Origin of the sequence: Gilliamella sp. Pas-s25, assembly GCF_009795885.1 — a bacterium.
GTDB lineage: Bacteria > Pseudomonadota > Gammaproteobacteria > Enterobacterales > Orbaceae > Gilliamella.
Genome location: NZ_WTEV01000043.1, coordinates 1 through 14,020 on the forward strand (window position 1 = coordinate 1; position 14,020 = coordinate 14,020).

The window sequence follows — 14,020 nt, forward strand, 5'->3', positions numbered from 1 at the left end:
TATGGTATCACTGGCATTTATGTTAATGTGGCTGCCAATGTATTGTTGAGTAATTTATGTACAGCAAAGATCAACAGCCCCTAATATTGTTGTCCATTACGGATGTTTAAAAATGATAACTCTTTTCATAAAGTCCTTTTCATATAGATATTGAGTCTATTCCTGTATTTTTTCCATAATAAGATCAATTAGCGAGGGTCTTACAAAACTTAACATAAAAATTATTTTTTACTTTAACGTCGCATTATAATGAGTCTTGTATTGTAAATATCCCAATTTTTAGTAAAAAACTAATGTAAAAAATTACGCTACTTGTTTTAGTGTTTTAAATTCAATGGGCGTCATATTATTTAATGCTTCATGCGGTCTTTCAGTATTATACATGTGAGCGATTGTTCGGTCTTTCTCCTAGCTTGCTTTAGGTTGTTAAAAAAATATAAATCTAACACTTCTATTCGATAAGTCTGGTTAAATCGTTCAAAATTGCTAAATTGAACGTTATTACCAATATTAAATATTTCCACAAAAGTTAAAACGTTAGAAATATAACATCATATTTTAATTAAAAAATTACTATCACCTTAAAGTTGAATTGTTTTCATCTTCACATTTCTTTATAAAAAATAGTCAACCATTTTTTAGTGGTTATAATTTGATCGCTTTAGAAGTTTAAGCTTATTAAATAAGCGAACAGTTATAAAAATATAAATAAAACAAAATATTAATTGACATGTAAACCATAATGCATTATGGTTTTAGCCACTAGTACTGGCAAACCTGCGTCTTAAATTTATCAAATAACGTCCTTATGCAATTTTTCACACTTTTCTTATTTATATCCTCTAAGTTATCGCTTAAATTATTATCGACATTGTTCCGAAAAATCTTGTTGGTGTTGGGAGTGTTATTATCACCGGATTCATGGAGTTTAGAGGTATTAACTAGTAAAAGTGGTCGAGCGAATAATCATCGTAGTGATGCCATAATATTACCATCATCTGAAAACCCATGTCTAAAATATGATACAGACGGGGATGCAAGTTCAGCTGACATATGGATATGGAATCCTGATTATTTTGATCCAAGTGCGCCATTAGTTTGTTATGCTCAACCTAATTTATCAAACGATTCCAGTAATAATACTGTATATCAAGATTTAGATGGTCCGGATTGGGCAAAAGGAAAAGGATTTGTTCCACAAGATGTAAACAATCCACAACGTAATTTCCCGTCGACAGGAACAAATAATGTTTATTTTTATTTATTGTTAGCAAACATAACACCAGAAGCTATTATTTTAGCTAATGGCGCTAGTGTATCCCCAGAGTTAGGGAATGGTATTAGTTTAGCTTTATCATCTGCACGTACACCTGGTTGGGGAAAAGGCTCACAAGATGTTGCTTTAAAGATAGTATTGAAAGGTCCTACAAATAGTAGCGCTAATAAAAATTTTAGTCCGTCTACATTTAAGCTTTATTCTGATAGAGCCAAAACTAACGTATTATATAGCTTTAAAATTGAAAGATGGTATATAGCCCAAGGAGCTCATATTAATGCATCCGTGAAAGACGCAAAAAATTACTGTAACCGAATTGGGTACCGAATGCCAAGTGTAGTGGATTTCACCAACGCAAATATCGGTGATATTTGGACGGGAGGTATTCCCGAAAGAGATATCAACGGTTATCGACGTCAATTAAGCTATCGTGGCGGTAATGGAAAGTGGATTGGTGGGCTATTTAATGAATGGGGAACTTTGTTTAGTCATCCTAACCACTATTTAGGTCTTGACGATTGGGAAACTAGTCATCCTTATGATTGGTATTGGACTATCGATACATACAGGGGAAAACCACTTCGGGTTGATTTGGGAGATGGAGATTTATATTATTCTGAAACAAATTATAGGCAATATAAAGCCGCTTGTGTTAAGCCTTAGTTAAAAATTTAGTTTTATATATTTAGCATGTATTTTAACTTTGTGACTTTTTGGCGTTAAATAGTTTATTAAAATTGTGTACTGTTTAGCAATCCTAACAATTAAAACACAATGCTTTTTATGTACAATTAGCAGATGTAGATTTATCGAAAATAAGAGATAATCATTTTGGTTAATAAATCTGGTTGTGTTTTACAAATTTTAACAAAAAAGTCATGGTTTTTTTGAAATAGGACTATTCTACTGGTTGTGAGTATCACCATAAGGTTTGAGAATGTTCATGGTGTATTGACAACAATGCAATATTTCATCAAAGACAACCCATTAAGGTAGTGTGTGTCGCACCTTAAAAGATAGTGAGCAATGAGTAGTATAGCGCTATAAAATAGTCATTAAAAACCGTAATGAGCAACTAATATTGTTGTCCATTACGGGTGTTTAAAAATGATAACTCTTTTCATAAAGCTCTTTTCATATAGATATTGAGTCTATTCCTGTATTTTTTTCATAATAAGATCAATTAGCGAGGGTCTTACAAAACTTAACATAAAAATTATTTTTTACTTTAACGTCGCATTATAATGAGTCTTGTATTGTAAATATCCCAATTTTTAGTAAAAAACTAATGTAAAAAATTACGCTACTTGTTTTAGTGTTTTAAATTCAATGGGTGTCATATTATTTAATGCTTCATGCGGTCTTTCAGTATTATACATGTGAGCGATTGTTCGGTCTTTCTCCTAGCTTGCTTTAGGTTGTTAAAAAAATATAAATCTAACACTTCTATTCGATAAGTCTGGTTAAATCGTTCAAAATTGCTAAATTGAACGTTATTACCAATATTAAATATTTCCACAAAAGTTAAAACTTTAGAAATATAACACCATATTTTAATTAAAAAATTACTATCACCTTAAAGTTGAATTGTTTTCATCTTCACATTTCTTTACAAAAAAAATCCGACAAAAACTAGCCAACCATTTTTTTAGCAGCTATAATTTGATCGCTTTAGAGGTTTAAGCTTATTAAATAAGCGAACAGTTATAAAAATATAAATAAAACAAAATATTACTTGACAGGTGAGACGTGATGCATTATCATTTTAGACACCAGACACCAGACACCAGCACTGGCAAACCTGCGTCTTAAATTTATCCAATAACACCCTTAGGCAATTTTTCACACTTTCCTCATTTATATCCTCAAAGTTATCGCTTAAATTATTATCGACATTGTTCCAAAAAATCTTGTTGGTGTTGGGACTGTTATTATTGCCGTATTCATGGAATTTAGAGGCATTAACTAGTAAAAATGGTCGAGCAAATAATCATCGTAGTGATGCCATAATATTACCATCATCCGAAAACCCATGTCTAAAATATGATACAGGCGGGGATGCAAGTTCAGCTGACATATGGATATGGAATCCTGATTATTTTGATCCAAGTGCGCCATTGGTTTGTTATGCCCAACCTAATTTATCAAATGATTCCAGTAATAATACTGTATATCAAGATTTAGATGGTCCGGATTGGGCAAAAGGAAAAGGATTTGTTCCACAAGATGTAAACAATCCACAACGTAATTTCCCGTCGACAGGAACAAATAATGTTTATTTTTATTTATTGTTAGCAAACATAACACCAGAAGCTATTATTTTAGCTAATGGCGCTAGTGTATCCCCAGAATTAGGGAGTGGTATTAGTTTAGTTTTATCATCTGCACGTACACCGGGTTGGGGAAAAGGCTCACAAGATGTTGCTTTAAAGATAGTATTGAAAGGTCCTACAAATAGTAGCGCTAATAAAAATTTTAGACCCTCTACATTTAAGCTTTATTTAGACAAAGCAAAAACTAAGTTATTGTATAGTTTTAAAATTGAAAGATGGTACATAGCCCAAGGGGTTGGTATAAATGTTTCAGCGAGTGAGACAAAAGATTATTGCAATCAAATTGGTTATCGGATGCCGAGTGTGGCAGATTATACTAATGCAAATTATAATGATATTTGGAATGGTGGAATACCTGGTCGAAATATCAATGGTTATCGACGCCAATTAAGTTATCGGGGTAGTAATGGCAAGTGGATTGGTGGCCTATTTAATGAATGGGGAACCCTATTTAACAATCCTGATCACTATTTAGGTCTTGACGACTGGGAAACTAGCCATCCTCAAGATTGGTATTGGGTAATTGATACATACAAGGGAGAACCAATACGGGTCGATTTAGGGGATGGAGATTTATATGATTCTAAAGCAACTAATGGTCAATATAGAGCCGCTTGTGTTAAGCCGTAGTTAAAAATCTATTTTTATATATTTAGCATGTATTGTGACTTTTTGACGTTAAAGAGTTTATTAAAATTGTGTACTGTCTAGCAATCTTAATAATTAAAACATAATGCTTTTTATGTACAATTAGCAGATGTAGATTTATCGAAAATAAGAGATAATCATTTTGGTTAATAAATCTGGTTGTGTTTTACAAATTTTAACAAAAAAGTCATGGTTTTTTTGAAGTAGGACTATTCTACTGGTTGTTAGTATCACCATAAGGTTTGAGAATGTTCATGGTGTATTGACAACAATGCAATATTTCATCAAAGACAACCCATTAAGGTAGCCTGTGTCGCACCTTAAAAGATAGTGAATAATGAGTAGTATAGTGCTATAAAATAATCATTAAAAGCCGTGATGGGTAACTAATATTGTTGTCCATTACGGATGTTTAAAAATGATAACTCTTTTCATAAACTCCTTTTCATATAGATATTGAGTCTATTCCTGTATTTTTTTCATAATAAGATCAATTAGCGAGGGTCTTACAAAACTTAACATAAAAATTATTTTTTACTTTAACGTCGCATTATAATGAGTCTTGTATTGTAAATATCCCAATTTTTAGTAAAAAACTAATGTAAAAATTACGCTACTTGTTTTAGTGTTTTAAATTCAATGGGCGTCATATTATTTAATGCTTCATGCGGTCTTTCAGTATTATACATGGTGAGCGATTGTTCGGTCTTTCTCCTAGCTTGCTTTAGGTTGTTAAAAAAATATAAATCTAACACTTCTATTCGATAAGTCCGGTTAAATCGTTCAAAATTGCTAAATTGAACGTTATTACCAATATTAAATATTTCCACAAAAGTTAAAACGTTAGAAATATAACATCATATTTTAATTAAAAAATTACTATCACCTTAAAGTTGAATTGTTTTCATCTTCACATTTCTTTACAAAAAAAATCCGACAAAAACTAGCCAACCATTTTTTTAGCGGCTATAATTTGATCGCTTTAGAGGTTTAAGCTTATTAAATAAGCGAACAGTTATAAAAATATAAATAAAACAAAATATTACTTGACAGGTGAGACGTGATGCATTATCATTTTAGACACCAGACACCAGACACCAGCACTGGCAAACCTGCGTCTTAAATTTATCCAATAACACCCTTAGGCAATTTTTCACACTTTCCTCATTTATATCCTCAAAGTTATCGCTTAAATTATTATCGACATTGTTCCAAAAAATCTTGTTGGTGTTGGGACTGTTATTATTGCCGTATTCATGGAATTTAGAGGCATTAACTAGTAAAAGTGGTCTAGCAAATAATCATCGTAGTGATGCCATAATATTACCATCGTCCGAAAACCCGTGTTTAAAATATGATAAAGGCGGGGATGCAAGTTCAGCTGACATATGGATATGGAATCCTGATTATTTTGATCCAAGTGCGCCATTGGTTTGTTATGCCCAACCTAATTTATCAAATGATTCCAGTAATAATACTGTATATCAAGATTTAGATGGTCCGGATTGGGCAAAAGGAAAAGGATTTGTTCCACAAGATGTAAACAATCCACAACGTAATTTCCCGTCGACAGGAACAAATAATGTTTATTTTTATTTATTGTTAGCAAACATAACACCAGAAGCTATTATTTTAGCTAATGGCGCTAGTGTATCCCCAGAGTTAGGGAGTGGTATTAGTTTAGCTTTATCATCTGCACGTACACCTGGTTGGGGAAAAGGCTCACAAGATGTTGCTTTAAAGATAGTATTGAAAGGTCCTGCAAATAGTAGCGCTAATAAAAATTTTAGTCCCTCTACATTTAAGCTTTATTCTGATAGAGCCAAAACTAACGTATTGTATAGCTTTAAAATTGAAAGATGGTATATAGCCCAAGGGGCTGGTATAAATGCTTCAGTGAGTAAGGCAAAAGATTATTGCAATCAAATTGGTTATCGGATGCCGAGTGTTGCAGATTATACTAATGCAAATAATGATGATGTGTGGACTGGAGGTATTCCCGGAAGAAATATCAATGGTTATCGACGCCAATTGAGTTATCGTAGCGGTAATGGTAAGTGGATTGGTGGGTTATTTAATGAATGGGGAACCCTATTTAACAATCCTGATCACTATTTAGGTCTTGACGACTGGGAAACTAGGCATCCTTATGATTGGTATTGGACAATCGATCCATACAAGGGAGAATCAATTCGAGTCGATCTAGGGGATGGGGATTTAGGTTATGGAGTAACTTATGAACTATACAGAGCTGCTTGTGTTAAGCCATAGTTAAATTTGTTTTATCTGTTCAGCAAATAGTTTGACTTTGTAACTTTTTGAAGTTACAGAGGTTATTTAGAGTAAGTTAATTATAGAACTTACTCGCATTGTTTACAGTAATTTGCAAAAAAACTGTAATAAATAGACATAAAAAAGCAAAATTAACACCTTATCACTGTATTTCTAGTATATATTCTTAATTAGCAATTTATTGATAATAAATTTAAAAATAAAATGTTTTTACTAGACTTAAACAAATATAATCTCCCATTTTTTAATTCTATCAGTATTTAAGATACATTATTGTATAAGCAATTAGAGCATTCTTGTAAATAACCCTAGATCCAATCCTAAGAATCGCTACAATATACTCCATTAGTCATATAGCAAATACTTTTTGCTATTTTTAATCAATTAAACGGATAATGTTTTATGGCGCAATATGTTTATACCATGAATCGCGTAGGGAAGATTGTTCCTCCTAAACGCTATATTTTAAAAGATATCTCTTTAAGCTTCTTTCCGGGTGCAAAAATCGGTGTGCTCGGTTTAAATGGGGCGGGTAAATCTACCTTACTGCGCATTATGGCAGGGGTTGATACCGAAATTGAAGGTGAAGCACGTCCACAGCCAGGCATTAAAATTGGTTATTTACCACAAGAGCCGAAATTAGATCCTAAACAAACCGTGCGCGAAGCTGTAGAACAAGCAGTTTGTGATGCTAAACAAGCACTGGCTCGGTTAGATGAAGTATATGCCGCTTATGCTGATCCTGATGCCGATTTTGACAAATTAGCCAAAGAACAAGCTGAACTAGAAGCCATTATTCAAGCACAAGATGCGCATAATTTAGATAACCAATTAGAACGAGCTGCTGATGCACTGCGTTTACCTGATTGGGATGCGAAAATTGAAAACTTATCAGGTGGTGAACGCCGCCGTGTAGCTATTTGTCAGTTATTGCTGGAAAAACCTGATATGTTACTCATTGACGAACCAACCAACCACTTAGATGCCGAATCGGTTGCATGGTTAGAACGATTTTTACATGACTACGAAGGCACAGTTGTTGCGGTAACCCACGATCGCTACTTTTTAGATAACGTAGCTGGTTGGATTTTAGAACTTGACCGTGGTGAAGGCATTCCTTGGGAAGGGAACTACTCATCTTGGCTTGAACAAAAAGATCAGCGTTTAGCGCAAGAAGCCTCGACCGAATCGGCTCGTCGTAAATCGATTGAAAAAGAACTTGAGTGGGTACGGCAAAATCCAAAAGGACGCCAAGCAAAAAGCAAAGCCCGTTTAGCCCGTTTTGAAGAACTCAACAGCAACGATTACCAAAAACGTAACGAAACTAATGAACTATTTATTCCACCTGGGCAACGTTTGGGTGATAAAGTGATTGAGGTCAATAACCTAACTAAATCGTATGGCGATCGTGTGTTGATTGATAATCTGTCTTTTAGCATTCCAAAAGGGGCAATTGTTGGTATTATTGGTCCAAATGGGGCAGGTAAATCCACGCTATTTAGAATGCTGTCGGGCAAAGAGCAACCCGATTCAGGTACCATTACTTTAGGTGAAACTGTGCAGTTAGCCTCGGTTGATCAGTTCCGCGATAACATGGATGATAAAAAAACCGTTTGGGATGAGATCTCAAATGGTCAAGATATTATGCGTATCGGCAATTTTGAAATTCCAAGCCGTGCTTATGTTGGTCGTTTTAACTTTAAAGGTGTTGATCAGCAAAAACGTGTGGGTGAACTTTCAGGTGGTGAACGTGGACGCGTGCATTTAGCTAAATTATTGCAAGTGGGCGGTAATGTTCTGTTACTTGACGAACCGACCAATGACTTAGATGTCGAAACGCTACGTGCGCTGGAAAATGCATTATTAGAGTTCCCGGGCTGTGCCTTAGTGATTTCGCATGACCGTTGGTTCTTAGATCGCATTGCGACCCATATTTTGGATTATCAAGATGAAGGCCATGTTGAATTTTTTGAAGGTAACTTTACCGAGTACGAAGAGTGGAAAAAACGCACACTAGGTGCTGAGGCATTAGAGCCAAAACGCGCTAAATATAAACGAATCACCAAATAGATTTAATCTTTATTGCATTCCGCTGAAATTATGTCAGCGGAATGGTTTTATCTTCTTGATATCTATCTGAAACTATTTTTTACACGGTGATGACTTAAACTAACGCCTTAGAAACTTTAATAATGTTGGCAAAGGTATCGGTTAGCAAACGCGGTATAGCGTTTATACCACGTGATTTTGCATCATCACAAATGGCAATCGCAAGATCAGGTTTTGAACTTTTATGAATCGCTTTTTGAATAATTTGATGTACAGGCAGATCAATATGCTGTGTTGTATTATAAGCAGCGAGTTTATAAACGTGGCTAAATCCATGTTTAAATAAAAAATTTTCAATATCTCGGGCTGGTAAAACGGTTAAGTAATCATTGGGGTTTTTATCGTCACCACATAGCGATTTTATGGTATCGGCATATTTTTTACCAGCCATATCTCCATCTGTTATCACATACCAATGGATACCCATTTTATTAGCATACTTTATGAGTGGTTTCAAACCGCATTGCGCAAATTCAATCAACTGAACGCCTTCAGAACTTAAATGATAACCGCTCTGTTCAGCCAATTCACGCAGTAGCCAAACTTCGGTTTCGCCCTCGACTAATAACCAACATCGAGCAAATAAGGCATTTGATCGCCGGTAAAGAATGTGAAAGGCAATACGGCGGCTATCACTAATGCTTAGTGAATGGGGTTGGATGTATTTGACGACAATATGATCAGGCTGGCGAATTAAGCGATAAAGGCTTTCTAATGGAAATAATGAAACCAGATCACTTGAGTTCGAGGTGATAATTTTTTGAGTAGGAAAGTTTTTAAGTAAACGAAATGCGACAGATAAAATAATAGGATGAAGTGAACTTTCAGGCTCTTCTAAAATTAAAATCGGCATGGCGCTTGGTGAAAGTGAATAATTCCCTTTCGCTTCAATAATAGATCCGAAAATACCTAAAAATACAGTTCGTAAATAATCATTATCAAGGTTATCTAATATGTCATTAATTTGTTCTAAAACCGTCCAATCTTCAGTTCTTGGTGTACTTGTTGTATTTTTTTGTTTGTAATGATAGCGGTGTGCTTGATCGACAAAGTAATATGCTAATAATGAGCGTGCGGCTTGTAGACCTCGAGCTAATTCCTCTTGGGTTAATTCGGCTGAATGGGCTTTTAGTTGGTTAGAAAGCTGTTCAATATAGTTTTCTGAAAACGGTTCGTTAGTTACAGGTAATTGCGTAGGGTTAATCGCATTTTTAAGTATCATCACTGGGTTTAGACTGATTAAAATGGCAATTAATAAGTTTTCATTTTTAATATTAACAGGTTTGCCCTGTTCATTGAGCAATTTATGTTGCGTTATAATTTGGTTATTTTGTTTATTGGCAGACATTTGATAAGTAATACGAGGCAAATTATCTTGCTCTGATAGATACGAAACAGAACGTAATGGTTGATAATCTTCATGATCTAATTCATGCAAATGTGATTGGCAATAAGTGGCTTTAATGATGATATTATCACCATAATGTTGATATTGATCATGGTAAAAATCGGAATCAACAAATTGATAAAACTTATTATCGAGCGATAACAGTTGCAACGCACTAATTAAACTCGAGCGCCCCCAACGATTTTCCCCCATGAGTACACTAGAGCCTGCATTTAATTTTAAAGATAGCTGACTGATACCCTTAAATCCTGAAATATCAATTTGTTCAATAAACATAATGTATCCTTATTATTGCTAAAGGTGATACTTTTCGGTCCGTTTACGAATTCGTTCTGCTTTTTTATGGGTACTATTAATTAATTTAGATTCATCATGCAAAATGGTTTTCAAAGGCTTATTAAAATAGACTTTTAAAAATAGCCAAATATCACGATCAGTTAAGCCAATTTTAGTGGATGAAAAATAAAGTCCAATTAAATCTTTATCTCGCCAGCGGGTAGGCACTTTATTGCGAGTTTGCGCTCGGTGTAAATCGATAACCGATAATTTGATTTTTTGCTGATTTTCAAATAACGGTAAATCCAGCAAAAAATGACACAAATAACAATCACGATGATTAACACCAGCAGCGTGCATTTTAGCCACCATTTTTGCTAAATAAACAATTAAAGAACGCTTTAAGTGATAACTTGGCGGTTTAGTTAGCCACGAGTTTGTAAAATCTTCTAAACTGATTGTCGGATTAAGATCTTGAGTGATAATAAATGAATGACGAGTCAACGGATTTAATCCTTTGCGTCCAAAAGCACGCCCATCCATGGTATTTACGCCAGCTTGCGCTAGGCGATGAATAGCACCCCATTCCTGCTTAGCATCTAAAACGGGTAAACGTAACGAAATTAGATTTTTCACAATCTCTTTAACCGTTGTGCCACGATGAATTTTAATAAAGTAAGATTGCCCAGCAAGCTCAAAATTCAACGTTTTGCGTTGTTTAACAGCGCGATAGACTTTACCCGATATTAACTCAACCTCAGCAAATGGATCTTTACCGCTCCACAACTGATCAAAAGGTGATTTTAACTCAATTTCATTCATGATTATCACAACCTAAAATAATATCTGCGGCTCGCTGCGCTAAATGATACAAATCCGCCGTTTTACCATAATTTATCGCATTGTTATGCCATGTTAGTAATTGATCGTGATTGGTTATGGCATTTTGTACCGTTTGATTGAGATCTGCTTGTACAAAAGGCTCCGCAAGGATGACACCAGCATTTGCATCGTGTATATGATAAGCATATCCTGAAATGCCCGATACAATAATTGGCACACCAGCAGCCAATCCTTCAATCAAAACCATACCCGCGGCTTCTTGCCTTGCTGGATGTAACAATAAATTGGCAGAAAATAAAATATCAGCAATGTCATTGCGTCCCGCAAAAAATCGGACTTGCTGCTCAATACCCAGTTGTTTAGCCATTTTTTGATAAGCATCGGGTTTATCTTGCCCAACCACTAAAAAAGTGACTTTTTGCTTTAATTCGTTAGGTAAAGCTGCAATGGCGATTAACGAACGATCCACCCCTTTTCGTTTAAAATCTGAGCCAATTTGTAACATCACAAAATTATGTTCATCAATTTGATTGGCTTGTCTAAATTGCTTACCTTTAGCTTTCGATTCTGGATGATATTGACGATCTTGCGCAATACCAGGTGGCAATAAGTAAAATCGCGATTGCTCAGTATCATAATACTGCACAAAATCACTGATTTGTTGTTTAGTTAAAACCATCACTTTGGTTTGACTATGTCGATTAAAAACCGCATCTTCAAAAGCTAAATAGTGTTTACAGCGTTTTGATAGCTTATACCAAAAGCCCTTGTGTGATACTTTTTCAGCATAACAAGTATCACCAGCAAAATAGACATCAAGACCGGGCATTTTATTAAAGCCAACTACACAATCAACTGGATTTGCTTGCAAATGTGCCTTAACCCACTGGAAATAAGATTGATTTTGATAATGGTTAGATAAGCCTTTTTTAGGAACCAAAATAATATCAAACCCAGCAGGCTTATCGCCTTGCCACGCCATCACATAAATTCGCACACGATGACCACGAGCTTGACAAGCCTTAGCAATTTGCAAAAAATCACGTTGCAAACCACCAAAAGGAAAATATTTATAGATACAAAACGCCAGTTGCATGCAGGTTGCCTCAAATTGGAAAGGGATATTATATACTTATTGATAAGCAAGGTGCAAAAATAGCTGGTTTTGTGAGGATTTCCTTAAAAAACAATTAGGTATTAAATTGATTTTATTTAGGTTTTTATTTTTTATTTTTATTGAAATAAATCAATTAATTAAGTTTAAAAAAAGAGGATGTTCCATAAATCTTATTGATCAACGATAAGTAAACCCTTACTCTTAATTAAAAATAGCTATTTAATAGTGCAAAAATAGGAGTAATGGAATTGATTTTATTATTTAACGAGTAAGAAACAAGTTTCATGTATCATTGCTTGAACTAAATACCCTAACTCCGTAAAATAAAAAAAATTTTATTTTTGGTCTATTATGCAACTTCATCTTGTCGTTAATACCTTTGGCTCCGATCTTCAGCGTCGATATGGCGAAAAAATCTATAAACTGACCTTACACGGGGGGTTTAGCTGTCCTAACCGCGATGGCACTATCGGCTTGGGGGGATGCACTTTTTGTAATGTGGCATCGATTATTGATGAATCAATACAAGTTAAATCAATTGCCGATCAACTGGTATCGCAAGCTCATCAAATGAAAAAATCCAAACGCTATCTTGCATATTTTCAAGCCTATACCAGTACTTATGCTGAAGTTGCAATTCTAAAAAATATGTATGAACAGGCGCTAAATAGTGCCGATATTGTCGGACTTTGTGTGGGGACTCGCCCTGATTGCGTTCCGAATGAAGCGCTTAATTTACTGGCAGATTATCAATCTCAAGGTTTCGAAGTATGGTTAGAACTGGGTTTACAAACGGCTCATGATAAAACCTTGCACGACATAAATCGTGGACATACTTTTAACGATTATCATCAAACCGTACAAAAAGCTCGTCATCTTGGTATTAAAGTGTGCACTCACTTAATTATTGGCTTACCCAAAGAAACCAAACAAGCTAATTTAATTACGCTTGAACGTGTATTAAATAGTGGCGTTGACGGCTTAAAATTGCACCCTTTGCATATTGTTGATGGCAGTATTATGGCAAAAGCATGGCGAGCTGGTCGTATCAATATTTTATCATTGGATGAATATGTCGATATCGCTGGCGATATCATTAGGCAAACGCCCGCCAATATTTTATATCATCGCATTTCAGCTAACGCTAGAAAGCCAACCTTGCTAGCGCCAGATTGGTGCGAAAACCACTGGCAATCAATGAACGCAGTCGATCATAATTTACGCCAATTTGGCGCCCAAGGTAGCGCTATTGGCGATGGTTATTGTTTTAAGTTGTAGTAGTTTTTTTGAATGGTACTACAAAGCAGATAAAATAATCATAACATCATAATTTAAATTAAAATTAAAAGGATTTTAGGTCGATTATGAAACTTGTTTCGTTTATCTATTTGTTTTTGCTATTAGGTTTAATTAATTTATTTTCAACTTCTCATTACAAGTGGATGTTGGAATCAGGTGATATCGACAACCTCAGCCAACTTCCATCGGGTAGATGATATACTACTGAGCCTATAATTTTTTTAATTCCATTTATTTGTCTGTTATTTTTAATAAAAAATAAGATATGGCTATCTATTAGTAGCACTCATTTATTTTTTATGGTTGTTTTTAGGGCGTTATTGGTGGTGTTAACTGATCCTCGCCAAAATATTAGACAGTGCCCACCTCTATCATTTTTTCGTTTTGGTAATATTGTTGTTCATATTGTTCAGGTGATA

At 34.7% G+C, this 14,020-nt stretch carries 11 protein-coding genes; 5 read left to right on the forward strand and 6 right to left on the reverse strand.

Annotated features, from left to right (window positions below; all coding sequences use genetic code 11):
* Nucleotides 1-303: 303 nt before the first annotated feature.
* Nucleotides 304-393, reverse strand: coding sequence for an integrase core domain-containing protein (locus GQ593_RS14330; RefSeq protein WP_442903620.1), 90 nt, complete (start codon nucleotides 391-393; stop codon nucleotides 304-306).
* A 508-nt stretch (nucleotides 394-901) separates the two neighbouring features.
* Here GQ593_RS14330 and GQ593_RS12660 point away from each other — a divergent pair.
* Nucleotides 902-1,939 carry a hypothetical protein gene (locus tag GQ593_RS12660; protein WP_160432363.1) on the forward strand — a complete coding sequence of 346 codons (1,038 nt, stop codon included), beginning with the start codon at nucleotides 902-904 and terminating at the stop codon, nucleotides 1,937-1,939.
* Between the two features lie 635 nt (nucleotides 1,940-2,574).
* On the opposite strand, the gene GQ593_RS14335 is transcribed toward GQ593_RS12660, so the two are convergent.
* Nucleotides 2,575-2,664 (reverse strand): integrase core domain-containing protein, encoded by a 90-nt coding sequence (locus tag GQ593_RS14335; protein WP_442903620.1) that lies wholly within the window; start codon nucleotides 2,662-2,664, stop codon nucleotides 2,575-2,577.
* Nucleotides 2,665-3,210: 546 nt separating this feature from the next.
* Between GQ593_RS14335 and GQ593_RS12670 the strand changes: the two genes are divergently transcribed.
* On the forward strand, nucleotides 3,211-4,239 hold the full coding sequence (locus GQ593_RS12670) for a hypothetical protein (RefSeq protein ID WP_160432364.1): 1,029 nt from the start codon (nucleotides 3,211-3,213) through the stop codon (nucleotides 4,237-4,239).
* A gap of 626 nt (nucleotides 4,240-4,865) precedes the next feature.
* On the opposite strand, the gene GQ593_RS13890 is transcribed toward GQ593_RS12670, so the two are convergent.
* The gene (locus GQ593_RS13890; RefSeq protein ID WP_160432365.1) at nucleotides 4,866-5,087 is read right to left on the reverse strand and encodes an integrase core domain-containing protein; all 222 of its coding nucleotides are present in this window, start codon (nucleotides 5,085-5,087) and stop codon (nucleotides 4,866-4,868) included.
* Nucleotides 5,088-5,502: 415 nt separating this feature from the next.
* On the opposite strand from GQ593_RS13890, the gene GQ593_RS12680 reads away from it, so the two are divergent.
* Both GQ593_RS12680 and ettA read left to right on the forward strand, forming a co-directional pair.
* Complete coding sequence (locus tag GQ593_RS12680) at nucleotides 5,503-6,528, forward strand: hypothetical protein (RefSeq protein ID WP_160432366.1); 1,026 nt, start codon at nucleotides 5,503-5,505, stop codon at nucleotides 6,526-6,528.
* A gap of 423 nt (nucleotides 6,529-6,951) precedes the next feature.
* Nucleotides 6,952-8,619, forward strand: coding sequence for an energy-dependent translational throttle protein EttA (gene ettA / locus GQ593_RS12685; RefSeq protein WP_160432367.1), 1,668 nt, complete (start codon nucleotides 6,952-6,954; stop codon nucleotides 8,617-8,619).
* 94 nt (nucleotides 8,620-8,713) lie between these two features.
* Here ettA and GQ593_RS12690 read toward each other — a convergent pair whose 3' ends face one another.
* From GQ593_RS12690 to GQ593_RS12700, 3 genes are read right to left on the reverse strand one after another with little or no spacing between them, the layout of a single operon-like run.
* On the reverse strand, nucleotides 8,714-10,342 hold the full coding sequence (locus GQ593_RS12690; RefSeq protein ID WP_160432368.1) for a DUF2813 domain-containing protein: 1,629 nt from the start codon (nucleotides 10,340-10,342) through the stop codon (nucleotides 8,714-8,716).
* An 18-nt stretch (nucleotides 10,343-10,360) separates the two neighbouring features.
* Nucleotides 10,361-11,164: a lipopolysaccharide core heptose(I) kinase RfaP gene (rfaP, locus tag GQ593_RS12695; protein ID WP_160432369.1), complete on the reverse strand. Its 804-nt coding sequence runs from the start codon at nucleotides 11,162-11,164 to the stop codon at nucleotides 10,361-10,363.
* Nucleotides 11,157-12,281, reverse strand: coding sequence for a glycosyltransferase family 4 protein (locus GQ593_RS12700; RefSeq protein ID WP_160432370.1), 1,125 nt, complete (start codon nucleotides 12,279-12,281; stop codon nucleotides 11,157-11,159). The genes rfaP and GQ593_RS12700 overlap by 8 nt, the downstream gene beginning before the upstream one ends.
* 372 nt (nucleotides 12,282-12,653) lie before the next feature.
* Between GQ593_RS12700 and GQ593_RS12705 the strand changes: the two genes are divergently transcribed.
* Nucleotides 12,654-13,580, forward strand: a complete 927-nt coding sequence (locus tag GQ593_RS12705) for a TIGR01212 family radical SAM protein (protein WP_160432371.1) — start codon at nucleotides 12,654-12,656, stop codon at nucleotides 13,578-13,580.
* Nucleotides 13,581-14,020: the final 440 nt, after the last annotated feature.